At 70.5% G+C, this 24,594-nt stretch carries 21 protein-coding genes; 12 read left to right on the forward strand and 9 right to left on the reverse strand.

Going from position 1 to position 24,594, the window contains the following annotated elements; translation table 11 throughout:
* The coding region (locus FKV24_RS09650) for a ferritin-like domain-containing protein (protein ID WP_141482225.1) at positions 1–656 on the forward strand (656 nt) is incomplete at its 5' end.
* A 12-nt stretch (positions 657–668) separates the two neighbouring features.
* On the opposite strand, the gene FKV24_RS09655 is transcribed toward FKV24_RS09650, so the two are convergent.
* Entirely contained in the window at positions 669–863 is a 195-nt protein-coding gene (locus FKV24_RS09655; protein ID WP_141482226.1) for a hypothetical protein, read from the reverse strand.
* Between the two features lie 37 nt (positions 864–900).
* Positions 901–1,641, reverse strand: coding sequence for a UDP-2,3-diacylglucosamine diphosphatase (gene lpxH / locus FKV24_RS09660; protein WP_141482227.1), 741 nt, complete (start codon positions 1,639–1,641; stop codon positions 901–903).
* 141 nt (positions 1,642–1,782) lie between these two features.
* On the opposite strand from lpxH, the gene gltX reads away from it, so the two are divergent.
* From gltX to FKV24_RS09675, 3 genes are all read left to right on the forward strand, one after another.
* On the forward strand, positions 1,783–3,189 hold the full coding sequence (gltX, locus tag FKV24_RS09665) for a glutamate--tRNA ligase (protein WP_141482228.1): 1,407 nt from the start codon (positions 1,783–1,785) through the stop codon (positions 3,187–3,189).
* A gap of 9 nt (positions 3,190–3,198) precedes the next feature.
* Entirely contained in the window at positions 3,199–3,684 is a 486-nt protein-coding gene (locus FKV24_RS09670) for a transcriptional repressor (RefSeq protein WP_111267013.1), read from the forward strand.
* 99 nt (positions 3,685–3,783) lie between these two features.
* Positions 3,784–4,407 carry a hypothetical protein gene (locus tag FKV24_RS09675; RefSeq protein ID WP_141482229.1) on the forward strand — a complete coding sequence of 208 codons (624 nt, stop codon included), beginning with the start codon at positions 3,784–3,786 and terminating at the stop codon, positions 4,405–4,407.
* A 55-nt stretch (positions 4,408–4,462) separates the two neighbouring features.
* Here the strand turns inward: FKV24_RS09675 and FKV24_RS09680 are convergent, their stop codons facing one another.
* Complete coding sequence (locus FKV24_RS09680; RefSeq protein WP_141482230.1) at positions 4,463–6,679, reverse strand: TonB-dependent receptor; 2,217 nt, start codon at positions 6,677–6,679, stop codon at positions 4,463–4,465.
* An 80-nt stretch (positions 6,680–6,759) separates the two neighbouring features.
* Between FKV24_RS09680 and FKV24_RS09685 the strand changes: the two genes are divergently transcribed.
* Positions 6,760–7,182 carry a MerC domain-containing protein gene (locus FKV24_RS09685; protein ID WP_111267010.1) on the forward strand — a complete coding sequence of 141 codons (423 nt, stop codon included), beginning with the start codon at positions 6,760–6,762 and terminating at the stop codon, positions 7,180–7,182.
* A gap of 410 nt (positions 7,183–7,592) precedes the next feature.
* Positions 7,593–7,772: a 30S ribosomal protein THX gene (locus FKV24_RS09690; RefSeq protein ID WP_111267009.1), complete on the forward strand. Its 180-nt coding sequence runs from the start codon at positions 7,593–7,595 to the stop codon at positions 7,770–7,772.
* 94 nt (positions 7,773–7,866) lie between these two features.
* Here FKV24_RS09690 and FKV24_RS09695 read toward each other — a convergent pair whose 3' ends face one another.
* A complete protein-coding gene (locus tag FKV24_RS09695; RefSeq protein WP_141482231.1) occupies positions 7,867–8,988 on the reverse strand; it encodes a hypothetical protein in 1,122 nt (373 codons plus the stop codon).
* Between the two features lie 128 nt (positions 8,989–9,116).
* Here FKV24_RS09695 and FKV24_RS09700 point away from each other — a divergent pair, with 128 nt between their 5' ends.
* Positions 9,117–10,058, forward strand: a complete 942-nt coding sequence (locus FKV24_RS09700; RefSeq protein WP_141482232.1) for a LysR substrate-binding domain-containing protein — start codon at positions 9,117–9,119, stop codon at positions 10,056–10,058.
* 22 nt (positions 10,059–10,080) lie between these two features.
* On the opposite strand, the gene hutI is transcribed toward FKV24_RS09700, so the two are convergent.
* Both hutI and FKV24_RS09710 read right to left on the reverse strand, forming a co-directional pair.
* Entirely contained in the window at positions 10,081–11,340 is a 1,260-nt protein-coding gene (gene hutI, locus FKV24_RS09705) for an imidazolonepropionase (protein WP_141482233.1), read from the reverse strand.
* Positions 11,333–12,682 carry a chloride channel protein gene (locus FKV24_RS09710; RefSeq protein ID WP_249040978.1) on the reverse strand — a complete coding sequence of 450 codons (1,350 nt, stop codon included), beginning with the start codon at positions 12,680–12,682 and terminating at the stop codon, positions 11,333–11,335. The genes hutI and FKV24_RS09710 overlap by 8 nt, the downstream gene beginning before the upstream one ends.
* 103 nt (positions 12,683–12,785) lie before the next feature.
* On the opposite strand from FKV24_RS09710, the gene FKV24_RS09715 reads away from it, so the two are divergent.
* The 5 genes from FKV24_RS09715 to FKV24_RS09735 all read left to right on the forward strand — a co-directional run bounded on the left by FKV24_RS09715 (position 12,786) and on the right by FKV24_RS09735 (position 21,102).
* Positions 12,786–14,189 carry a formimidoylglutamate deiminase gene (locus tag FKV24_RS09715; protein WP_249040979.1) on the forward strand — a complete coding sequence of 468 codons (1,404 nt, stop codon included), beginning with the start codon at positions 12,786–12,788 and terminating at the stop codon, positions 14,187–14,189.
* 123 nt (positions 14,190–14,312) lie between these two features.
* The gene (locus FKV24_RS09720; protein ID WP_141482235.1) at positions 14,313–16,007 is read left to right on the forward strand and encodes a serine hydrolase domain-containing protein; all 1,695 of its coding nucleotides are present in this window, start codon (positions 14,313–14,315) and stop codon (positions 16,005–16,007) included.
* 4 nt (positions 16,008–16,011) lie between these two features.
* Positions 16,012–17,271, forward strand: a complete 1,260-nt coding sequence (locus FKV24_RS09725; RefSeq protein ID WP_141482236.1) for a sensor histidine kinase — start codon at positions 16,012–16,014, stop codon at positions 17,269–17,271.
* On the forward strand, positions 17,268–18,050 hold the full coding sequence (locus FKV24_RS09730; RefSeq protein WP_141482237.1) for a LytR/AlgR family response regulator transcription factor: 783 nt from the start codon (positions 17,268–17,270) through the stop codon (positions 18,048–18,050). Before FKV24_RS09725 ends, FKV24_RS09730 begins: the two co-directional genes overlap by 4 nt.
* 160 nt (positions 18,051–18,210) lie before the next feature.
* Positions 18,211–21,102 (forward strand): M16 family metallopeptidase, encoded by a 2,892-nt coding sequence (locus FKV24_RS09735; protein WP_141482238.1) that lies wholly within the window; start codon positions 18,211–18,213, stop codon positions 21,100–21,102.
* A 46-nt stretch (positions 21,103–21,148) separates the two neighbouring features.
* Here FKV24_RS09735 and FKV24_RS09740 read toward each other — a convergent pair whose 3' ends face one another.
* The 3 genes from FKV24_RS09740 to FKV24_RS09750 all read right to left on the reverse strand — a co-directional run bounded on the left by FKV24_RS09740 (position 21,149) and on the right by FKV24_RS09750 (position 24,180).
* Entirely contained in the window at positions 21,149–21,964 is an 816-nt protein-coding gene (locus FKV24_RS09740) for an isocitrate lyase/PEP mutase family protein (RefSeq protein WP_141482239.1), read from the reverse strand.
* A gap of 117 nt (positions 21,965–22,081) precedes the next feature.
* Positions 22,082–22,609, reverse strand: coding sequence for a methylated-DNA--[protein]-cysteine S-methyltransferase (locus FKV24_RS09745; RefSeq protein ID WP_111267002.1), 528 nt, complete (start codon positions 22,607–22,609; stop codon positions 22,082–22,084).
* Complete coding sequence (locus FKV24_RS09750) at positions 22,606–24,180, reverse strand: DNA-3-methyladenine glycosylase 2 family protein (RefSeq protein WP_141482240.1); 1,575 nt, start codon at positions 24,178–24,180, stop codon at positions 22,606–22,608. Before FKV24_RS09750 ends, FKV24_RS09745 begins: the two co-directional genes overlap by 4 nt.
* Positions 24,181–24,594 lie beyond the last annotated feature (414 nt).

Raw genomic sequence — 24,594 nt, forward strand, 5'->3', positions numbered from 1 at the left:
TGCCGGGCCGGCCGGCGCGACCGCGGCTGGTGCATCCGCGCGAGTTGCCGCGGCGCGGGCTCGGCAGCGACGAGGGGCGGGCGGCGTTCATCCACGCGATCGCCCATATCGAGTTCAACGCGATCGACCTGGCCTGGGACGCGGTCTACCGCTTCCGCGGGTTGCCCGATGCGTTCTACGCCGACTGGGTGTCGGTCGCCGCCGACGAGGCGCGCCATTTCTCGATGTTGCGCGCGCGCCTGCGCGAATTCGGCCGCGACTACGGCGATTTCGACGCCCACAACGGGCTGTGGGAGATGGCCGAGAAGACCGCGCACGACGGCCTTTCGCGGATGGCGCTGGTGCCGCGGGTGCTGGAGGCGCGCGGGCTGGACGTGACCCCGGGCATGATCGTGAAGTTGCGCGCGTTGGGCGATGACGCGACCGCCGACATCCTGGAGGTGATCCTGCGCGAGGAGGTGGCCCACGTCGCCGCCGGTTCGCGCTGGTTCAAGTGGTACTGCGAGCTAGCTGGCACCGATCCGTCGACACGCTTTCGCGAACTGCTGGCCGAGTACGCGCGCTCGGTGCTGCACGGCCCGTTCAACCTCCAGGCGCGAAGCGCGGCGGGATTCAGCGACGAGGAGCTGGAGGCGTTGGCGCAGGCGGTGGAGTGAGTGCGTCGTCCGTCACTGCGGGTGGACGTGGCGGTAGAGGCAGTACAGCCCGCCGAGGATGGTGTACAGGACGACGGCCTTGAACACCCATCCGTCGTCCTCGTAATTGAACTGGGCCTTGCCGAATCGCGAGAAGAACGTGGTCTCGCCGCGGATGAGTCCGATCAGGCCGAACAGGATCAGGGCGACGCCTACGATCAGATACATCGTCATACCTCCATGTCGACGGGCCATGGGCCCCGGGTCATGCCAGCGGCAGGCCTTCCAGGCGAGCGCCATCACCGTCGACCCGCAGCACCGAGCCCTGTTCGTACCAGTCGCCCAGCACGATGCGACGGCAGGCACGGCCGTCGACGTCGAGTTCGTGGATCGCCGGGCGGTGGGTGTGGCCGTGGATCAGGGTGTCGATGCCGAAGCGGTGCAGGGTGTCCTCGACGGTGGCCGCGGCGACATCGGTGATGGTCTCCATCGTGCCCTGGTCCTTGAGCCCGGACTGGTGGGCCTGGCTCGCCGCCCGCGCCTGCTGCGCGAACGCCAGCCGCGCCGGCAACGGCTGCGACAGGAACTGCGCCTGCCAGCGTGGATCGCGGACCTGGGCGCGGAACTGCTGGTAGGCGGTGTCGTCGGTGCACAGCAGGTCGCCATGCATCAGCAGGGTCGGGCGGTCGTACAGCAGGATCACCGAGGGGTCGGGCAGCAGGGTCATGCCGGCGCGGCGCGCATAGGCGTCGCCGAGCAGGAAGTCGCGATTGCCGCGCATGAAGAACACCGGCACGCCGGCATCGGCCAGCGCCCGGGTCTCGGCGGCGACGGTGGCGCCGGTTTCGGAGGGATCGTCGTCGCCGACCCAGGCCTCGAACAGGTCGCCGAGGATGTACAGCGCATCGGCCCGGCGGGCCTCATCGCGGAGAAAGTCGACGAACAGCGAGGTGATGCGCGGACGCTCGGGGTCGAGGTGAAGGTCGGAAACGAAGAGGGTGGTCATGCGCGCATTGTAGTGTCTGCCCGATGCCGGCCGGCGGCGCGAGGCGGGCTTCGCCGGCGGCGATCGTCAACCGGTTGCCCGCGACCGCCCGCCTGCAACCGGCTAAAATGGCCGATCCGTTCGCAGCCGTCCCCATCCCGCATGACCACCCGTACCCGTTTCGCCCCCAGCCCCACCGGTTACCTGCACATCGGCGGCGCCCGAACCGCGCTGTACTGCTGGCTGGAAGCGCGCCGCAACGGCGGCCAGTTCGTGTTGCGGGTCGAGGACACCGATCGCGAGCGCAGCACCCAGGCCGCGATCGACGCGATCCTGCAGGCGATGGACTGGCTCGGCCTGGACTACGACGAGGGGCCGGTCTACCAGACCGCCCGGCTGGAGCGCTACCGCGAGGTCGCCGAGAAGATGCTGGCCGACGGCACCGCCTACTACGCCTACGAGACCAAGGAAGAGCTGGAAGCGATGCGCGAGGCGGCGATGGCCGCCGGCGAGAAGCCGCGCTACAACGGCGCCGCGCGCGATGCCGACCTGGGGTACCGCGACGACCCCAACCGGGTGATCCGTTTCCGCAATCCGCAGGGCGGGTCGGTGGTCTGGGAGGACAAGGTCAAGGGCCGCATCGAGATCAGCAACGACGAGCTCGACGACCTGGTGATCTTCCGTTCCGACGGCTACCCGACCTACAACTTCGCGGTGGTGGTCGACGATATGGACATGGGCATCACCGACGTGGTGCGCGGCGACGACCACGTCAACAACACGCCGCGCCAGATCAATATCTACCAGGCGCTGGGGGCGCCGGTGCCGCACTTCGCGCATCTGCCGATGATCCTCGACGAGCAGGGCGCCAAGCTGTCCAAGCGCACCGGCGCGGCCGACGTGATGCAGTACCGCGAGATGGGCTACCTGCCGCACGCGCTGTTGAACTATCTGGTGAGGCTGGGCTGGTCGCACGGCGACCAGGAGATCTTCTCGATCGCCGAGATGACCGGGCTGTTCGACCTCAAGGACGTCAATGCCAAGGCCTCGCGGCTGGATCCGGCCAAGCTCGGCTGGCTGAACCAGCAGTACCTCAAGAGCGACGATCCGGCCGAGGTGGCCAAGCATCTCGACTGGCACCTGCGCGAGCAGGGGTTGGATCCGGCCCGGGGCCCTGCCCCGGCCGACATCGTGATCGCGCTGCGCGACCGCGTACAGACCCTGAAGGAGATGGCCGAGCGCGCGCGGGTCTGGTTCGGTCCGCTGACCGGGTACGACGACGCGGCCGTCGCCAAGCACCTGGGCGAGAAGGCGCGTGCGCCGCTGACCGAGGCGCGCCAGCGCATCGCGGCGCTGCCGGAGTGGAATGCGGAGGCGATCACCGCCGCGCTGCAGGCGACCGCGCAGGCGCTGGAGATCGGCATGGGCAAGGTCGCCCAGCCGATGCGGGTGGCGGTCACCGGCACCCAGGTCAGCCCCGACATCGGCCACACGGTCTACCTGTGCGGCCGCGACGAGGCGCTGGCGCGGATCGACGCCGCGCTTGCAAAATTGCCCGAAGGGACCTAGATCTGGGTCATGAGCGAGTCGCACGCCTGCACCGATCCCAAGCACCACGTGCACGATGCCGATGGTTTCGTGCGCGAGGTCGAGCGCCTGTGCGGGCAACGCGGCCTGCGCCTGACCCCGATCCGCGCCCACGCGCTGCGCCTGATCGCCGACGCCGGGCGTCCGGTCAAGGCCTACGACCTGCTCGACCAGATGAAGGCGACCCACGATTCGGCGGCGCCGCCGACGGTCTACCGGGCGTTGGACTTCCTGCTCGAACACGGCTTCATCCACAAGCTCGCCTCGATCAATGCCTTCGTCGGTTGCCACCATCCCGGTTCCGAGGCGCATGCGGTGCCGTTCCTGATCTGCGACAAGTGCCAGTCGGCGACCGAGCTGGAGGACGAGGAGATCGTTGCTTCGCTGGACCGGCGCGCACGCGCGCTGGGCTTCGTGCCGCAGGCGCAGACGCTGGAAGTGCACGGCGTCTGCGCCGACTGCGCGCGCAAGGGCTGAACCGCAATCCGGCCGCCGTTGTCGCGGCAACGCTTTCCTAACCACGCCGCCGCCGGCGCCGGCTAGAGTGCGCCGGTCGTTCCCGGGACCGGAGCATGGATGCGCAGCCGTCGTAGCAGTCAGGAGTCGCTGGCGCGGATCGCGTTGATGGCCTTCGTTGCCGCGCTGCACCTGTACGCGTCGTGGTGGCTGTTGTTCCGGTTCCAGATCCAGCCGCCGCCGCTGGCCGTCGACCGCGACGAGGAGGCGGTGCTGCAGGTGCATTTCATCGCCAGGTCTTCCGAGCCGCGGGAGCCGGCGCCGCCGGTTGCGGCATCGCCGGTGACCGCCCGGCGCTCAGCCGAGGCGGTGGCGTCGCCGGAACCATCCGCGACGCGCGGGATCTCGGCGGTGTTCCTGGCGGCCTCGACCGAGCCTGCCACGCCGCGTCGTCCGCTGGATCTGTCGGTGCCCGAGCGCCGCGAGCCGATTGGCTTCGACCGCCCCGATCCGCTGGCGTCGCGCGCTTCGCTCGACCCGCGCCGCACCCGTTTCGCCGACGACTGGGCCACCGACGGCGACGCGGTCGAGAAGCTGAAGGAGGACTCGCGGGTCGCGCGGACCCTGCTCGGGCTGTTCGGGGGCCGCGACACCTGCACCGAACAGGCGATCCGGGAGCGCCGCGACGACTGTGTCGGCGCCGACTACCGGCCCGGGTTGCACGAGGTGCTGCAGGGGCGTTGAACGCAATGCGGGCGCCACCTTGTGGCGGCGCCCGCGGATCGCGGCCGGTGGCGGATCAGAAGAACGCGCGCACGCCGAAGGCGACGCCACGTCCCGGCAGCGGGGCCAGGTCCTTCAGGAACGAGGTGTGCGCGCGGGCTTCCTCGTCGAGCAGGTTGCTGCCGTCCAGGAACACCTCCCAGGCGCCGCCGGATGCGGTGTCCAGATGCCAGGCCACGTGAGCATCGACCAGGGTGTAGCCCGGGGTCGGCTCCTCGTGCTCGGCGACGTCGTCCTGTTCGGCGTAGCGGGTCGCGCCGATCGAGGCGCGCCAGGCACCCATCGCCCAGCGCAGTTCGCCGCCGACGCGCGACGGCGCGATCCGCGGCAGGTTGCCGCCGCGGGCCAGGTCCACGGTGTAGTCGTGGGTGTGGTCGCCGTGCGGGACCGAGACATCGACCGCGCGGGTGCCGCTGCCGCTCAGCTCGCCGCGCACCACGTCGCCGAACACGCGCAGGTCCCAGCTGCCGCTGGCGTTGTCGGCGAAGTTCCAGCTGGCCTCGGCCTCGGCGCCGTTGAAGCGCGCGTCGTCCTGGGTCCACACCCGCACCGGGCCGCCGTCGTCGATGCCGGTGTCGGCCAGGTAGACGAAGTCGTCGAAGCGGGCGTGATAGACCGAGGCGCCGAGCTTGAACGGTCCGGCATGCCAGTGCAGGCCCAGTTCGGCGCGGTTGGCGGTTTCCACGTCGAGATCGGGGTTGCCCAGTTCGACGCTGGCGGTGGCCACGTGCAGGCCGTTGGAGTACAGCTCCTCGGCGGTCGGTGCGCGCTGGGCGCGATCCAGGCCGAAGGACAGGTGGAAGTCCGGGCTGATGTTCCAGCGCATCGATGCCGACAGGCTGGTGGTGTCGAAGTCGCGGTCGGGGCCGATCGCGGTGGCGGCATCGATGTCGATGCTGTTGCGGTCGTGGCGCGTGCCCAGCTCGAACTTCAGGTCGCCGAACTCGCGCTGGCCGATCCAGAACAGGCCGGTGTCGCGCGACTTCGAGGCCGGCACGAAGGCTTCCTCACCGATCGCCCTGAAGTCGCGGTCCGCCCATTGCAGGCCGATCGCGCCGTCCCAGCCCAGCACCGGCCGGTGGACCAGCTCCAGTCGCGCCTCGGTGCTGTCGTTGTCGAACACGGTGCCGACTTCCTCGCCCTCGTACTCGGTATGGGTGTAGTCGGTATGCGCGACCTTGCCGCGCAGGGAGACGAACGGGCCGATGTCGTTGAGCCCGCCGCGCAGCTCGGTGCGACGCTGGTCCATCACGATCCGGACCGGTCCCTCCTCCTCGTGCTCTTCGTCGTCGTGGTCGTGCCCGTGGTCGTCGTGACCGTCTTCTTCGCCGTGCGAGTGGCCGGGTACGCCGTAGCGGGTGTTGAACAGGCTGACGCCGACGCCGAGGAAGCCGCGCTCGCCGACCCAGGACACGCCCAGCGCGCCGGCGTCGGTGCGCACCGCGCTGTTGGCCAGGGTGCCGCGCACGCCTTCCTCTTCGTGCCCGTCATCGTCATGGCCGTCGTCGTGATCGTCTTCGTGGGCGTGCTCGCTCTCGGCGAAGCCGGGGATGTCGTAGTCGCCGGTCTCGCGGTGCAGGGCGTCGAAATGGAACACCAGATTGCCCCCGGCCGAGGTGCCGTCGAGGCGGACCATGCCGGTCTTCTCGTCGTTGACGGTGCCGGCGCGCAGCTCGGCGCGGCCTTCCAGCGGCCTCGCCGTCGCCGCCTCGGGAATGCGGCCGTCGATCACGTTGACCGCGCCGCCGATCGCGCCGCTGCCATAGAGCAGGGTGGCCGGGCCCTTCAGCACCTCGATCTGGTTGGCCAGGAACGGCTCGATGCTGACCGCGTGGTCGACGCTGACCGTCGACACGTCACCGGCACCGAGGCCGTCGCTGAGCACCTGCACGCGCGCACCGTCGAAGCCACGCACGATCGGCCGGCCGACACCAGGACCGAAGTAGGTCGACTGCACGCCCGGCAGCTTGGATACGGTCTCACCGAGCGAGTTGGCCTTGGCTTCGTCGAGTTTGTCGCCGGCCAGGATCTCGACCGGCCGGGTCAGGTCCTCGGCGGTCCCGGCCAGCGGCGTGGCCCGTACTTCGACCGCGTTCAGGTCCACGGCTTCGTGGTCGTGGTCCTGCGCGGTCGCGCTGTCGGTGGCCGCAAGCAGTTGCGGAGAGCCGGCCATCAGCGCGGCAGCGAGGGCGAGTGAGAGGGGAAGGCGACGCGGGAGGCTGTTGGAATGCATGGGCTTGAGCTAAAGTGACGTACCGGGATGATCGGAATGTTATACTATAACAATTCGAGATCCAGCCCCTGCCGTACGTCATGCCCCCCTCACGTATCCGTTCGTTCTTCCACCATCTTCTCGATCGCGTCGGTGCGGTCGGCTCGCTGCTGTGCGCGGTGCACTGTGCGTTGCTGCCGGTGCTGATCGCGACCCTGCCGTCGCTGGGCGTGACCGGCTGGTTCGACGACGGCTTCGAGCTGGCCTTCGTGGTATTCGCGACCGGGCTGGGGCTGTTCAGCGTGGTCTGGGGGTATCGCCGGCACCGTGCGGTGCGGGCCTTGTCGCTGTTGATCCCGGGCCTGCTGGTGCTGTGGGCGGGCGTGCTGTACCGGCCGTTGCACGAGGCACTGCTGCCGCACGCGGTGGCGATGACCTTCGGCGGCACCCTGGTCGGCCTCGCCCACCTGGCCAACCTCAGACTCAACCACGGCCACGTCCACGACGCGTCCTGCGCGCATTGATGCATTGATCCGGATGCACGGCATCCGGATCAATCCCGGGATTGGCTGCGCAAATCCCGGGCCCCGGCCTCGCGCCTCCGATCCCCCACCCCTTCGGGGCGCCCCCTTACCAAGGGGGGCTTGGGGCTGCTCTCGCGCAGATTGGGGTTCGTCAGGCTCTGACCGCGCTGCTGTGCCCCGGACGCACGGCATCCGGATCAATCCCGGGATTGGCTGCGCAAATCCGCCCTCCCTGCCCAGGGCCGTCCGAGGGAGCGGGCAGTCCCGGCGGGCGTGGGGGCGACAGCCTCCGGACGCGCCGGTTCGCGTGTTAGAATGGACGGTCACGCCTGATGGCGTATCCCGACAGCGCATCCTCGCCGACGGCGCGTCACCAACAACACACTCACGACAGATTCGGAGCACGGAACATGGGTAAGGGCGACCGCAAGACCGCCAAGGGCAAGCGTTACAACTCCAGCTACGGCAACGCCCGTTCGCACACGGCCGTGACCAAGGCGACCGGCTCGGCGTCGTCGCCGGTGGCGAAGAAGGCTTCCAAGGCGCCGGCCAAGAAGGTCGTCGCCAAGAAGGCTGCCGCCAAGGAGTAAGCGCGGCGCTGACCGCCCACGCGGCGGTTCGACGAAAAACGGCGGGCATGGCCCGCCGTTTTGCTTTTCTGCGATCGGTGGCGCTGGAGCAGGGTCAGCCGATGCGGGTGAAGTCGCTGGTCCAGTTCACTTCCCAGGTCTGGCCGCCGTCGGCGGAACAGGCCTGCTCCCAGCGCGCCGAATCGGCGCTGATATGCGACCAGATCACCCGGGTCTTGATCGGCTGTCCGCGCAGGGTGTCGTCGCCGATCAGCAGGCGGTTGTCGCCGCCACCGGTGAAGCGTCCCTTCACCGGCGGTTCCAGCCGCGAGGGGTCGCGGTTGTCGATCCACCAGCTCAGCCACTGGCGCGTGTCCGCGTCGTAGCTGCGCACGCTGACTCCGCGCACGTCGCCGCCGGGGAAGTGCATCACGTTGTCGCCGACGTTGCCGTGGCCGCCCAGCACCGGCCAGTTGTGCAGGGTGCCGGGGAACTCGTCCCAGTCGTCGTTGCCGACCAGGCGTTCGCGCAGGCGCCGGTTCCATACCTTCCAGCGGCCGGCGATAAAGCTGAAGTCGGTCGGCGCGTCCGCGCGCATCGGCAGTGGATGCGGCGTTTCCGAGGCGCGGGTGAACCAGTTGCGCCAGTTCACCTCCCAGCTGGCGCCGTCGTCGGGCGAGAACGCCTGCTCCCACCACGGGCGTTCGCCGTGGATGTCGTGCCAGCGAAAGCGCATCAGGATCGGCTGGCCCCTGAGGGTGTCGCGACCGCTGAAGGTGCCGGTGTCGCCGTCGAAGCCGCCGCGCACCGCCGGTTCGATCCGGGTCGGATTGCGGCCGTCCAGCCACCAGATCGCCCACGTCCCGCTGCCCGGATCGAACACCCGAAGCCCCAGTCCGCGGTAGGCGTCGCCGGGCAGGTCGAGGCTGTTGTCGTCGATCGTGCCCAGGCCGCCCATCGTCAGCCACATCGCACTGCGACCGGCGAACTCCTCCCAGCGGGTGTCGCCGACCAGGCGTTCCTTGAGCCTACGGTGGTGGACGTCCCAGTTGCCGCGCAGCCATTCCCAGTCGCGTGCATGGGGGACATCCAGGCGGTCGATCGCGGCGCGGGCAGCGCGTATCGACGGCTGCAGGCCCAGCGCCGCGGCGCCGCCGGCGATCGCTGCCGCGGTCAGGAAACGGCGCCGAGGCGGCGAGAAACGGTCATCGTGCGGCGGGTCGAATGGCGGATTCATGGCGGCTCCCTGGAGGGGCGTCGGGTACCGGCGGCCGCTGTGGACGCCGCTCGACGCGGTGTCCCAATCTTGGTCGGCATCGTCGCTGTCGACGACCCGAATACGAGGCGCTAGGCTAAGCCTCGCTTATGGTCGGATACCGCCGCCTGCCATCGCTGCCCTCGATCCGCGCGTTCGAAGCGGCCGCGCGTCTGGGCGGGTTCGCCCCGGCGGCGCGGGAACTGGACACCACCGCCGCCTCGGTCAGCTACCACGTGCGCCGGCTCGAACAGCAGGTCGGGGTGCGCCTGTTCCGGCGTCATCCGCAGCGGGTCGAGCTGACCCGGGCCGGCCGGCTGGTGGCGCAGGAGGCCAGCCAGGCGTTCGCGGCCCTGAGCGCCTGCTTCATCAAGGCGGCGGAGACCGACGAAGCCTGCCTGTCGTTGACCGCGCTGCCGAGCATGGGCACCAGTTGGCTGACGCCGCGTTTGGGCGGCTTCCGTCGCCTGCATCCGCAGATCACGGTCGAGCTGGACCTGTCGGCCGACGCCCAGGACCTGGTCGACGGCCCGTTCGATGCGGCGATCCGCAACGGTCACGGCGACTGGGCCGGGCTGCGCGCGCAGGAGCTGTTTCCCAGCATCTTCATGCCGCTGTGCGCGCCGCAGTTGCTGGAGGTGGCGCGGGCGATCGACGACCCCGCCAGGCCGATGCCGCTGCCGTTGCTGGGGCGGCCGGAGTGGTGGCGCTGCTGGTACCGGGCGCGCGGCCTGCACGAGGTCGAACTGGGCGGGCGTTTCGGCACCAGCCTGTCGGCCGAGTATCTGGACATCGCCGCGGCGGTGGCCGGCCATGGTGTGGCGATCGGTTCGCCGATCCTGTTCCGCGACGAGCTGGAGGCCGGCCGGCTGGTGCCCGCGCACGACTTCGTCGCCGCCGACGGGCGCCGCTTCTGGTTCGTCTATCCGCTCGCCCGCCACGACAGCCGCAAGATCGCCGCGTTCCGCGACTGGCTGCTCGACCAGGCCGCCGGAGCGATGCGCGAGGCGCGCGGCTACGTGCGCCGCGCGGTCGCCGCCGCGGTCGATTGAGCGCGGCTGAGACGGGCGCGCTTCAGGCGATCAGTCGCCCGCCCGCGAACACCCCGCGGCACAGGCGGCCGCCGAGCCAGTAGCCCAGTTCGGCCGGATGCGCGATGTCCCACAGCACGAAGTCGGCGCGGGCGCCGGTCCGCAGCACACCGCGGTCGTCCAGGCCGAGCGCGCGCGCGGCGTGCGTGGTGGCGCCGCGCAGCGCTTCTTCGGGCGTCAGCCGGAAATGGGTGCAGGACAGTTGCATCGCCTGGCGCAGCGACAGCAGCGGCGCGGTGCCGGGATTGCAGTCGGTCGCGACCGCCATCGGCACGCCGTGCGCACGGAACGCGTCCAGCGGTGGCAGCCTGGTCTCGCGCAGTACGTGGAAGGCGCCGGGCAGCAGTACCGCGACGGTGCCGTGCGCGGCCATCGCGCGCACGCTGTCTTCGCTGGTGTACTCGACATGGTCGGCGGACAGGCCGTCGAACGCGGCCGCCAGCCCGGCGCCGCCGAGGTCGCTGAGCTGGTCGGCGTGCAGCTTGACCGGCAGACCGAGCGAGCGCGCGGCCTCGAACAGGCGTCGGGTCTGGTCCGGGCTGAAGCCGATGCCCTCGCAGAACGCATCGACCGCATCGACCAGGCCTTCGCCGTGCAGCACCGGCAGCCATTCGATCACCGCGTCGATGTAGCCGTCGGCGTCGTCGCTGAACTCCGGCGGCAGCGCGTGCGCGGCCAGACAGGTCGTGCGCACCGTGATGCCGAGCGCTTCGCCGAGCCGGCGCGCGACCCGCAGCATCCGGCGCTCGCTGGCCAGGTCCAGGCCGTAGCCCGACTTGATCTCCAGCGTGGTCACGCCGTCGGCGACCAGCGCCTTGGCGCGTGGCAGCGACTGCGCCAGCAGGGTGTCCTCGTCGGCCTCGCGGACCGCGCGCACGGTCGACAGGATGCCGCCGCCGGCGCGCGCGATCGCCTCGTAGCTCTCGCCGCGCAGGCGCATCTCGAACTCGCGCGCGCGGTCGCCGGCGAACACCACGTGGGTGTGGCAGTCGACCAGGCCGGGGGTGATCCAGCCGCGCGCCTCGATCAGTTCGTCGGCCAGGGCGTCCTCCGGGCCGGGCAGTCCGGCGCGGGGACCGACATAGGTCAGGCGCCCGCCGCGCCAGCCCAGCGCGGCGTCGGCAATGCCGCCGTAGCCGTCGGCGCCGTCCAGGGTGGCGAGCGAGACACCGACGATCAGGCCGTCCCAGCGTGCGTCGCCGGTATCTGCGGAGCGAGAATCGGGGGAGGCGGTCTCAGTCATCGGCGGGCTTCGTCGTCGGTGGAGGTTGCAGGCGCGGCGCCAGTCGCTGCGCCAGCGCCTTGTAGATCGGGGTCGGACAACACAGGCTGGAACAGGCGCGGGCGATCAGCACGGTGGCGAGAATCGGCAGCAGCAGTTCGTGATTGTCGGTCAGTTCCATCGAGATCACCGCCGAGGTCAGCGGCGCCTGGGTCACCCCGGCCAGGTAGGCGCACATGCCCAGCAACACGATCGCCGACGGGTCGACGCCCGGGAACAGCCCGGTGAGGTTGTCGCCCAGCCCGGCGCCGACGGCCAGCGCCGGCGAGAACAGACCGCCGGGAATGCCGGCCAGGTAGGAGACCAGGTTGGCGGCGAACTTGGCGATGCCGAACTCGGCGCCCGGGGCGTCGTGACGTACCAGCAGCGCCTGCGCCTGTTCGTAGCCGGTGCCGAACACGCTGCCGCCCAGGGCGATGCCCAGCAGCGCCAGCGCCAGTCCGCAGCCGGTGGAGAACCACACCGGGTGCCGGCCGCGCATGCGTCCGAGCCAGCGCGGGCGGCCGTCGGCGGCGGCGATCACGATGCGCGAGAACAGTCCGCCCAATACGCCGCACAGCACCCCGCAGGCGAGGATCGCCAGCCAGCCCTGGCCGAGCGGCAGGCGTGCGGCGATATGGCCGAAATAGGCGTAGTCGCCGAGCAGGCCCATCGACACCACGCCGCCGACGATCACCGCGGTCAGCAGGGTGCCGGAGAAGCGCTGCTCGAATGCGCCGCTGAGTTCCTCGATCGCGAACACCACGCCGGCCAGCGGCGTGTTGAATGCGGCGGCGATGCCGGCGGCGCCGCCGGCGAGCAGGAAGCGCGAGGCCTGGTAGGGGTCACTGTAGCCCAGGCGTCGGCCGATCGCGTGCATGATGCCGGCGCCGACGTGCACGGTCGGGCCTTCGCGTCCGACCGACGCGCCGCCCAGCAGCGATACCACCGTCAGCAGCAGCTTGAGCGCGGAGACCTTCAGCGAGAGCTGCGCGGCGCGGAACTCGTCGCGGCCGATCCGCAGCGATGCGATCACCTGCGGGATGCCGCTGCCACGGGTCGCGGCCAGACCGCCGCGGGTCGCCCAGGCCAGTGCGGCGAAGGTGGCCGGCGTCAGCAGCAGGGCCCACCACGGCGAATGGCCGGTGACCTTCAGGAAGACCTCGAATGCGGCGTCGCCGATCTTGGCGAACACGATCGCCGCCAGCGCCACCGCGATCGCGCCTCCCCACAGCGCTAGCCGTCGCTTCCAGGCTTCGCGCGACCACAGCTGGGCCGGACCGTCTCCGTCGGGATCGGGCGGTGTGGGAGCGCTGAAAGCCATCGCGACATTGTAGGCCATGCGTCGTGGTCGACGGTCCCGCGCCACCGCAGCGCGGCAAATGCGCGACAATCGTGCACCGACAGCAACGACGCGAATTCCGCCGATGAGCCGCAACACGATCCCCTCGGGCATGTTCTGGAGTCCTGGCGACGGCCAGCCGTCGGGCTGGCGCGAGGGCGTGCGCGCCGAAGTCGACGGCCACGGCCGCATCGAAGGGATCGTCCCGGTCGCAGAGGGCGGACGCTTCCATCGCCACACGCGCAGCCGCATCGTGGTGCCGGGCATCGCCAACCTGCACTCGCACGCGTTCCAGCGCGCCATGGCCGGGATGGCGGAGCGGCAGACCCGCGGTCGCCAGGATGCCGAGGCCGATTCGTTCTGGACCTGGCGCGAGACGATGTACCACTTCGCCGCGCGCCTGGGGCCGGACACGCTGTACGCGGTCGCCGCCCAGCTCTATGCGGAGATGCTCGAAGCCGGCTACACCACGGTCTGCGAGTTCCACTACCTGCACCATGCGCCCGACGGCCGTCCGTACTCGGACCCGGCGGCGATGTCGCAGGCGCTGGTCGCGGCGGCGCGCGATACCGGCATCCGCATGACCCTGCTGCCGGTGCTGTACATGAGCGCCGGCTTCGACGGCGCCGAGCTGGGCGAGCGGCAACGCCGCTTCGGCCACGACATCGATGCCTACCTGCATCTGATCGATTGCCTGTGCGAGGACGCCGGCGACATGCTCCATGTCGGTTGCGCGCTGCACAGCCTGCGCGCGGTACCGGCGGAGGCGATGCGGACCGTGCTCGCGGCCCTGCCGCCGGCGATGCCGGTCCATATCCACATCGCCGAGCAGGTCGCCGAGGTCGAGGACTGCGTCGCGCTGCGAGGCGCGCGACCGGTGCAGTGGCTGCTCGACAACGCCGAGGTCGACGCGCGCTGGACCCTGGTCCATGCGACCCATCTGGATGCCGCCGAAGTGGCCGGCATCGCCCGCAGCGGCGCGACCGTCGCGATCTGTCCGACCACCGAGGCCAACCTCGGCGACGGCCTGTTCCCGTTGCGCGAGTTTCTCGATGCCGGCGGCCGCTGGGGCATCGGCTCCGACTCGCATATCTCGGTGTCGCCGGTCGAGGAGCTGCGCTGGCTGGAGTACGGCCAGCGCCTGGTCACCCGCCGCCGCAACATCGCGGTCGCCGCTGATACGCCCAGCGTCGGCGAGACCCTGTTGCGCGGCGTCGCCGCCAGTGCCGCGTCCTCGTCCGGCCACGCCATCGGCACCCTGGAGGCCGGCCAGGTCGCCGATGCGGTGGTGCTGGACAGCGCCGCTCCGCAATTGGCCGGCGCCGGCGCCGAGGACCTGCTCGACCGCTGGATCTTCAGCGGCAACCGCAACCTTGTCGACGAGGTCCATGTCGGCGGCCAGCGCGTGGTCGCGGGCGGCCATCATCGCGACCGCGAGGCGATCGCCGCCCGCTACCGGGATGCGCTGGCCGCGCTGATGCCGGACTGAGCGGGACTTCGCGCCGCCGTCGGCGGTTTCGTCGGAGTTGGGCGGGGTTCCGTCGCATCCTTCGGCGATTGGCGGCAAGGTGGCGCAGGCTGGTCCGGTCCCGACACTGCATGGAGTGCTGACATGAGCCCGTATCGACCCGCGACCGCCTCCCTCGCCACCGCGCTGGCCGCCCTGCTGGGGCTGTCGGCGAGTACCTGCGCCGCCGCCCCTGGCGATGCCTCCAACGACGCCTCGCTCGCGGCGACCGTCGACAAGCGCCTGCGTGGCGATCGCACCGGCGCCTGCCTGGCGGTCGCGGTGATCGATGCCGGCGACGCCGGTACCTTCAAGGTCCGCCGTGCCTATGCCTGCGCCGACGGTGCGCAGGAGCCGCGGATCGGACCGTCCAGCGCCTTCGAGATCGGTTCGGTCAGCAAGACCATGACCGCCGCGTTGCTGGCCGGGTTGATCGAGGCCGGCGAGGCCGATCTCGACGACCCGCTTGCCGGATACCTGCCCGAGGGCAGTACGGTCCCGGACTTCGATGGGCAAGCGATCAGGTTGCGCCACCTGGTCACCCACACCAGCGGCCTGCCGGCGCTGCCGCCGGGCGTCGAGCTGTCGGACCCTGCCGATCCCTACGCGGCGATCGTCCCCGACGACCTGCTGGCCGCGCTTGGCCGCAGCACCCTCGCACAGGCGCCGGGGCAACGCTTCGAGTACTCCAACTTCGCTTCGATGCTGATGTCGTATGCGGTCGCGCGACGCGCAGGCGACGACTTTGAGGCGTTGCTTGATACACGCGTGTTCGAGCCGCTGGGCATGCGCGGCGCCTATGTCAACGCACGTCCGCAAGGCGTGCGCGAGGCGGTCGGCCATCTGCCCAATGGCGCGGTCACATCGGCCTGGCGCTTCCGGGACGAGCTATCCGGGGTGGGTGGCGTGCGCGCGACCCTCGACGACATGGTCGGCTATGTGCGCGGCCAGCTCGGTGCCGCGCCGGAGCCGCTGGCGACTGCGTTGGAGCTGACCCAGCAACCGTTGGACACACCGTCGGCCCAGCCGATCGCGATGAACTGGATGCTGGCGCCGCTGGATGGCCGTCGCGTGCACGTGCACGAGGGCGGGACCGGCGGCTTCTCGTCGTTTGTCGCCTTCGACCGAGGCAGAGGACGCGGCGTGGTCGTGCTTTCGGATACCGCGATGACCGCGCTGGGCGGCCTGGGCAGTCTCGGCCAGCATCTGCTCGACTCGCGCCTGCCATTGGGCCAGCCGCGTCGCGAGACCACGGCGTCGCCAGCGCTGATCGACGCCCTGGCCGGCGACTGGCAACTGGAAGGCGGACCGGCGATGACCCTGCGCCGCAACGGCGACGCGCTGGAGATCCAGGCGACCGGACAACCTGCGTTCGCGATGGGCTACGACAGCGCCGGCGACTTCTATCCGCGTGCCTTCGACGCGCTGTTGTCGCCGCACAAAGGGGCGGATGGCAACTATGGTTTCGTCTGGCACCAGGGGGGTGGGGCGCTGCCGGCACGCCGTGTCGAAGCCAGTGCCAGCCCCGCGCCGACGCTCTCGGTCGAGCGCCTGCGCGACTACGCGGGCGAGTATCCGCTGCAACCGACCGATCTCGTGCTCAGCGTGCGCGTGCAGGGCGATACCCTGCTCGCGCAGGCGACCGGGCAGGGCGCGTTCCCGCTGTCGCCGGTGACCGACGACGTGTTCGAGGCGGCGGCCTATGGCATCGAGATCCGCTTCCAGCGCGACGACGCCGGCGCGGTCATCGGCCTGAGCCTGCTGCAGGGCGGGCAGAGCCTCCGCGGCGAGCGGCGCTGACGCCATGCCGGCGTCGACCGCGACCGACAGTTCCCGGCCGGCGAGCTATCCGCTCGACGCGCCGCTGCCGCCGAAGGTGCTGGTCGGCGGCAATGCGGTCTGGAGCCGTTATCGCCAGTACCCGGTGTTCAGCCTGCCGTGGCTGCGCGGGCGCAGCCTGTTGTTCGCGATCGTGCTGGTGCCGGCCGCGGCCCTGATCGGTAGCGGTGTGAGCGTGTCGACCCGCAGCTATGAGATCGGCGCGCTCTCCGGCGTCCATCTGCTCGTCGCCTTCATGCTGATGGCGACTGCGGGGCCGGCGCTGGCCACCTGGGTGCGTTATCGGCACTGGCCGTCGGCGCGCGAGCGCCGCGGCGTGGTGCTGGCGGTGCTGGTTGGCATCGCGGTCAGCTTCTTCGTCGACCAATGGGCTTCTTCCTACGTGGAGCGCATGGTCGTGCCGGCGATGGAGGAAGTCGGACAGCCGGTATCCAGCCGGCAGGACATGTCCGGCTTCGAACGCGGACTGGCGATCACCATCAACCTGGCCATGCTGCTGGCGATCTACGGTCTGTTCGGCGGCGGACTGGCACTGCGTGCCTACTTCAGCGAGCAGCGGCGCTGGGAGCAGGAGCGGCACCAGGGCGAGGTCGCACGGCTGCGCCAGCTGCGGCACGACAGCGACCTGCGACTGGGAGCATTGCAGGCGCAGGTCGAACCGCACTTCCTGTTCAACACCCTGGCCTCGGTGCGCGCGCTGGTGCGGCAGGAACCGCTGCAGGCCGAGCAGACCCTCGACGCCCTGGTCGACTATCTGCGCGCGACCATCCCGCGCCTGCGCAACGGCGATGACGGCGGTGCCGCGCTGGCGTCCACACTCGGCCAGCAACTGGACCTGTGCGCGGCCTACCTGGAGGTGATGCGGCTGCGCATGGGCGGACGCCTGGCGTACCGGATCGAGGCCGACGCGGCGCTGCGCGCGCGTGGATATCCGCCGTTGTTGTTGATCACCCTGGTCGAGAACGCGATCAAGCACGGCATCGAGCCCAAGCGCGGCGGCGGCCGGGTGACGGTCGCCGCCCGCATCGTCGACGGCATGCTCGAGGTCGAGGTCGGCGACGACGGCGTTGGCCTGAAACCGGGTATCGGCGGCGGGGTCGGCCTGGAGAATGTGCGCGAACAACTGCGCGCGCGCTTTGGCGATCGCGCCACGTTCGGGCTGCACGGCGTTGCCGACGGTGGCACCATCGCGACAATACGCATTCCCGACGGAGACCTCGCATGAGCGGGCCGTGCCCACCTGCCGATGTTCCCAGCGTGCTGGTTGCCGAGGACGAGGCGCCGCAGCGGGCGGCCCTGCTGGCGATGCTGGGCGAGGCGTGGCCGCAATTGGAACGGATCCTGGACTGCGCCGATGGCGTCGAGGCCCTGCAGGCGGTCGCCGCGCAGCGGCCGCGGGTCGCTTTTCTCGACATTCGCATGCCCGGGGTCAGCGGCCTGGACGTCGCCCGCGCGGTGGTCGCCTACGGCGGCGAGGTGGTGTTCACCACCGCCTATGACGAGTATGCGATCGGCGCGTTCGAGGCCGGTGCGCTGGACTACCTGCTCAAGCCGGTGCAGCCCGCGCGCCTGGCCCGGACCGTCGCCCGCCTGCGCGAGCGTCTGGCGCAACCGGACGGCCCTGCGCTGCAGGAGCGCATCGACGCGCTGGAGGCGCGGCTGCGTCCCCGGGACGGGCGCCTGGTGCGCTGGATCAGTGCCAGCGTCGGCGACAGCGTGAGGATGATCGGCGTCGACGACGTGCTGTTCTTCCAGGCCCGCGACAAGTACGTGAGGGTGGTCAGCGGCGATGGCGAAGCGATGATCCGCACGCCGCTGAAGGAACTGCTGGCCGGACTCGACCCGGAGGTGTTCTGGCAGGTGCATCGCGGCGTGGTGGTGCGGGTCGCGGCGATCGACCGCGTGCATCGTGACGAGCTGGGCAAGTGGCGCCTGCAATTGCGCGGCCATGCGCAGACCCTGCCGGTCAGCGCCGCATTCGTGCATCGCTTCCGTGGAATGTGAGGGTGCGGGCGCCGATCCACGGCGCGGTCTCGCCTGGCCCAGCTCGACCCCAGCGCATGGTGCAGAGAAGGGGTGACCGAAAGCGACATGACTTTAGCGGGGTGGTTGTCCGCGAACGGATTGCTACCGTGCACGGGTCCACAGACGTCCAGTCAACGCCATGAGCTTCGTATCTCCCCGGTCGATCGCCCTTGCCGGGCTTGTCTTCCTGCTTCCCGTGATCGCGGCCTGCAACGCGGCGGCGGCGGCGACAGCGGCAGAGGCGAAGGTCGCGGTCAATCCGCAGACACCGGCCGCCCGGGCCTGGGGGTTCGCCGACAGCGATATTCCGGTCGACCCGAACGTCGTGTTCGGCGTGCTTCCCAACGGCATGAAGTACGCGCTGCTGAACAACCGGACGCCAAAGGGCGGCGTTGCCGTGCGGATGCACATCGGCGTCGGCAGCCTGGTCGAGAACGATGACGAACGCGGCCTCGTCCACTTTCTCGAACACATGGCCTTCAACGGGTCCACCCATGTACCCGAGGGGGACATGGTCAAGTTGCTGGCGCGCAAGGGTCTGGCCTTCGGTGCGGACAGCAACGCCTCGACCGGCCTCGATGAAACGGTCTACATGCTGAATCTGCCGACCGCATCGGCGGACATGATCGATACGGGACTGATGTTGATGCGGGAGACCGCAAGCGAGCTGACGATCGCCCCGGATGCGGTCGAACGCGAGCGCGGCGTGGTGCTGTCCGAGATCCGCGGCAGCGACAGTCCGGGAAGACGCAATCGCGTCGATGCGCTGGCTTTTCTCCTGCCCGATACGATCCTCTCGGAGCGACCGTCCGGCGGTACCGAGCAGACCGTCCTCGCCGCTTCGGCTTCGCAACTGCGCAGTCTCTATGATCGCTACTACCGTCCCGAGAACGCGATTCTGGTGATGGTCGGGGATTTCGATGTCGAGGCGGTCGAGCCGAAGCTCAGGGCACGCTTTGCGGATTGGACCGGGCGTGGCCCCGCCGGCGCCGAGGCCGACATCGGTAGCGTCGATTTCTCGCGTCCTGCCGCCGCCCACGCGTTCATCGATCCGGCGATCGACGACATTGTCTCGCTGACGTTCTACAAGCCCTGGATCGACGAGCCCCGCAACAAGGTCCGCTGGGCCCGCGAACTGGCGCAGGAAGTGGCTGAGGCCATCGTCGATCGCCGGTTTGCCCGGATCGCGGCCGCCGTGGATTCTCCGATCATCGAAGGCGGCATGGGCGGTGGGACCCAGTGGGGAAAATTGTCCGAAAGCATCAGCATCTCAGCGGCGATACGGGAGGGGGCGTGGCGCCAGGCACTCCCGCGGCTGGAGCAGGAGTACCGCCGCGCGCTGGAGCATGGCTTCACCCAGGGTGAAGTGGAGGAACGGCTGGCCAGGTTCCGGGCCAGTATCCACAGTGAGGTCGCCGGTGCGGATACGCGCAGCAGCCAGGCGCTGGCAGACGGTCTGATCCGTGCGGGGAAGGAGGGGCTGGTATTCACCCGCCCGGAGACGAGCAAGGCGATGTTCGACGAGGTCGCGCGCGTGCTCGACGCCGGCACGGTCAGCGATGCCTTCAGGGCGCACGTGGCCGGGGTGAGCCCTCCGCTGGTGAGGATCACCGCCAAGGCGCCGCTGCAGGGCGGAACCGATGCGGTTATTGCCGTGCTGCGCGAATCCGGCAGGGTCGCGGTGACGCCGCCTGCCGATACCCACGTCGCAGCATTCGCCTATGAGGACTTCGGGCCTGCGGGCGAGGTCGTCGACGATGAGAGGATCGGTGATCTCGGCATTCGCCGGATTCGCTTCGCGAACAACGTCATGCTCAACATCAAGCGAACCGATTTCGAGGCGGGGCGGGTCCGTCTTTCGGTTCGGGTCGACGGTGGTGAGCTGCTGGCCACCCGCGACGACCCCACCCGGGTGCTCCTGGCCGGTTCCCTGGCCGCAGGTGGGCTCGAAGCGCACGACATTGACGATCTCAGGACGCTTTTCGCGGGAAGCACGGTGCAGCCGGTATTCGGTGCCGGTGCCGATTTCTTCGGTGGTGCGGTCGCGGTTGCGGCCACGGACCTGCGCCGCCAGGCGGGCCTGTTCGCCGCCTATGTCGCCCACCCCGGCTACAGTGAGGACGGACTGGCGCTGTTCCGGCGCGCCGTGCCGCAACAGTACGCGACTTTCGATGCGACGCCGGGGGCGGTGATGGACCGCGATGTGTCGGCGATTCTGGCCAACGACGATCCGCGCGCCGCTCTGCCGTCGCTGGAGCGGGTGATGGGGCTGGACTGGCAGGGGCTGCGGGCCGCGATCTCGGACAGCCTGGCCCACGGTGCGATCGAGATTGGCGTGGTCGGCGATATCGAGGAGGAACAGGCGATCGCTGCGATCGCTTCGACCTTCGGGGCCTTTCCCGAACGCCGCGCCGCCTTCGATCCGAGGACCGAAGCGCGCAAGCGCGAATGGGCAACCGATTCCAGAGAGCGCGTGTTGATTCACAAGGGGGCGGCCGGACAGGCCCGGATCGCAGTCTATTGGCCGGTGCTGGGCGAGGTGGAGCCAGGCGAGCGGGTACGGGTCGAGTTGCTTGCACGCACGATGCAGTTGATGTTGCTGGAACAACTGCGCGAGAAGCTGGGCGAGAGTTATGCGCCGGCGGCGGGGAACAGGCTGTCCGACGACCATCCGGGTTTTGGCTATCTCGCGGCGGCGAGCGATGCGGAAATTTCGGCGTTGCCGTCGGTGCGCGCGGCCATCTTTTCGATCGCGAGGCAGTTGCGGGAACGGCCGGTCGATGGCGACCTGTTGGATAGGGTTCGCAGGCCGATCCTCGAGGAGCTGGCCAGGTCACGGCGCGACAACGGATATTGGCTTGCCTTCGTCGACGAGGCGACGACCCGCGCCGGCGACCTCGACCGTATCCGCAACACCGCCGCGGAAGTGGCGGCGGCAACGCCGGCGCAGCTGCGGGCCCTGGCACGACGTTATCTGGTCGACGAGCGGGCGCTGGTGATCAAGGCGGTCAGCGACAAGCGGCCGCATTAGCCCGCGTGGCGGGGCGCGGCGCTTGCCGCGGTAGACGGTACCTCCGTCAGCGATCGCGCACGAACAGCGCGTTGAGCTCGCCGTAGGGCACCGCGGTGTCGAGCCTGCGTGCGGTGTCGCCGCCCAGGAAGCCGCGCACCGCGTCCAGGCCGGCGGCGAACGCGTGCTGGAACACGCCCTCGCCGGCGCTGACCCGGCTCACGCCGGCCTCCCGCAGTGCGGCCAGCGGCGGCAGCCCGGGCATCGCCATCACGTTCAGCGGCATCGCGGTGCCGGCGGCGACCGCGGCGATCTGGCCGAGATCGGCGATGCAGGGGACGAAGGCGCCGTCGGCGCCGGCCGCGGCATACAGCGCCAGCCGTTCCAGGGTCATCGCCACCGCGGCCTCGCCGTCGGCCATGCCGCGCAGGTAGACATCGGTGCGTGCATTGACGAACAGCGGTTGCCCGTCCAGTGCGCCGCGGATCGCGCGCAGCTTCGCGGCCAACAGCTCGGGCGCGTCGGCGCCGTCCTCGAGATTGATGCCGACCGCGCCGGCGGCGGCGACTTCAGCGACCAGCGCCGCGACCTCGGCCGGGTCGTCGCTGTAGCCGTCTTCGATGTCGATGCTGACCGGCACCGTGGTCACGCGCACGATCTCGCGGACCTTGTCCATCAGCGCGGCGCGCGGCAGGGTGCCGCCGTCGGCGTGGCCGCAGGCCCAGGCCATCGCCGCGCTGCTGGTGCCGATCGCCGACGCACCGGCGTGCTCCCACAGCGCCGCGCTGGCGGCATCCCAGGCGTTGGCGATCAGCAGCGGGCTTGCCGCGCGATGCAGGGCGAGGAAGCGGGCGTGCGGTTCGGTGCGGGTGGAAGCGGACATCGGCTCATCCTTCGTAGGGGTAGGGGCAGGTAGGGCATCCCGGCCGCGAAGGGTCGCGACCGCTTGCCGTTATGGGGCACTGCGGTCGCATGCGCTGCGACGTGCGCCGAGGGCGTGTCAGGCGGCGAACAGGTCGTCGGCGATCGCGGCCTTAGGCAACGCGCCCTCGAGTTCGAGCAGGAACTGCTTGGTCGGCAGCCCGCCGCCGAAGCCGGTCAGCGAGCCGTCGGCGCCGATCACCCGGTGGCAGGGCAGCACGATCGGCAGTGGGTTGCGGCCGTTGGCGGCGCCGACCGCGCGCACCGCGGCCGGGCGCCCGACCCGCGAGGCCATCTGCGCATAGCTGACCGTGCTGCCATACGGGATGCGTGCCAGCTCCAGCCAGACGCTGCGCTGGAAGGCGGTGCCTTCCGGCGCCAGCGGCAGGTCGAACCCGGTGCGGCGTCCGGCGAAGTAGTCGTCCAGCTGGGCGGCCACCGCATCCAGCAGCGGGTGCTCGCCGGCCTGCCAGCGCGCGTCGCGCGGCACCGGGTGGCGCTGGGCGTGGAACTCGATCGCGTGCACGCCGACGTCGGAGGCGGCGATCCGCAGCGGGCCGACCGGGCTGTCGTACAGGCGGTGGAAGATCGGGGCGGGAGCGTTCATTGGGTTCTCCTCCGCTTGGCGGCGGGACGGGAAGGCGCGGTCCTGGCGGTTCTCTCGGTTTCGGCGGCCTTGGCCGCTTCGCGCCACAGATGGATCACGGCGTAGCCGCGCCACGGACGCCAGGCTTCGGCGTGCCTGCCCAGGGCCTTGGCGCTCAGTCGCGAGCCGTCGGTGGGCAGGGTCTTCTGCAGGACCAGGTCCTCGGCCGGAAACGCGTCCGGATGCGCGAGCGCGCGCAGGGCGATGTACTGGGCGGTCCATGGACCGATGCCGGGCAGCGCGGTCCAGCGTTCGACGAACTCCTCCAGGGTCTGCTCCGGACGGAAGTCGACGCGGCCGTCGAGCAGGGCGCAGGCGATCGTTCGGACCGTCGCCGCGCGTGCCCGGGTCAGGCCGATGCCGTCGAAGTCGGCCTCGGCGAGCGCGGCCGGGGTCGGGAACAGGTGGGTCAGGCCGTCGGCCAGCGGTGTCTCGAAGGTGGTGCCCAGGCGTGCGGCCAGGCGTGCGGTGACGGTGCGCGCGGCGGCGACGCTGACCTGCTGGCCGATGATCGCGCGTACCGCGATCTCGAAGCCGTCCCAGCCGCTGGGCAGGCGCAGTCCGGGACGCTGCCGCAGCAGCGGGCGCAGTCGCGCGTCGGCCGCGAGCGTGTCGGCGATCGCCTGCGGGTCGGCATCGAGGTCGAACATCCGCCGCACCCGCGTCACCACCGTCTGCAACTGCAAGGGCGGTACCGCGTGCAGTTCCAGTTTCAGCGCGGGCTCGCGATCCGGCCAGGCCCCGACCCGCAGCCAGCCGGGCGCCGCGTTGCCGCCGCTCGGAGCGATCACGCGCTGGTAGCCGTGGGCATCGACCACTTCGACGCCCGGCAGCGCGCGGCCGCGCAGGAAGTCGAGCATCGCCTCCAGGTCGTAGGGCGGGCGGTAGCCCAGGCGCAGGGTCAGGGTCTCGTCGCGGGTGGCGCCCGGGCGCCTGCGCAGTTCGCGCGGCGCCATCCGGTAGGCCTCCTTGAAGGTGGTGTTGAAGCGGCGCAGGCTGCCGAAGCCGGCGGCCATCGCGACATCGGTGATCGCCAGGTCGGTCTCGGTCAGCAATTGCTTGGCGAACAGCAGGCGCCGGGTCGCGTGCACGCCGAGCGGCGCGGCGCCCAGACGTTCGACGAACAGCCGCCGCAGTTGCCGCTCGCCCAGGTGCACGCGCTCGGCCAGCGCCGACACCGGCGCATCGGCGAGCAGACCTTCGTCGATCAGCCGGATCGCGCGCGCGACCGCGGCGTCGCCGCGACGCCAGTGACCGTCGGCAGGCGACAGTTCGGGGCGGCAGCGCAGGCAGGGCCGGTAGCCGGCCGCTTCGGCCGCGGCGGCATTGGCGAAGTAACTGACGTTCTTCTCGTGCGCCGGCGGCGCCGGGCAGACCGGTCTGCAGTAGATGCCGGTGGTCGCGACCGCGGTGAAGAACAGCCCGTCGAAACGGACGTCGCGACTCAGGCGGGCCTGCGCGCAGACCTGCGCCGGCAGGCCGGGGCGCTCGTGCCGGGGGCCGGAAGCGGCGGTGACGGTGGGCGAGGACATGGATGCAGGCTAGCACCGCCCACGGCCCATGACTCGCCAGTTTCGGACATCAATGGACGGGCGGCGCGCTCATGCCGCCACGCTCACGTCGCCGCGTTCATTCGCCGGCGCGTTGGGGCACCTCTGACCCGCTCGGAGGTGCCGTGCGCCAGGGACGGCGCACGCGCGGATCGAGCACCCAGGTGCTTGATCCAGCGGGAGCAAGGTCGAGCCTGGCTTGACCTTGCGACGTCTGAACAAATCCGGGATGGATTCGTCCAGACCTTCCTCAGGGGGCCGGCGACACCAGCGCCGGCAACAGCGGGGCGATGTCGCCATCGTTCGCGGCCGGCTCGATGCCGATCAGATGCGCCAGCAGCGGGTAGACATCGACGTTGTCGAACGCCGGCAGGGTCGCGCCGGCGCGGAACGCCG

The sequence above is a fragment of the Marilutibacter maris genome (genome assembly GCF_006546735.2).
Classification (GTDB): Bacteria; Pseudomonadota; Gammaproteobacteria; order Xanthomonadales; family Xanthomonadaceae; genus Marilutibacter; species Marilutibacter maris.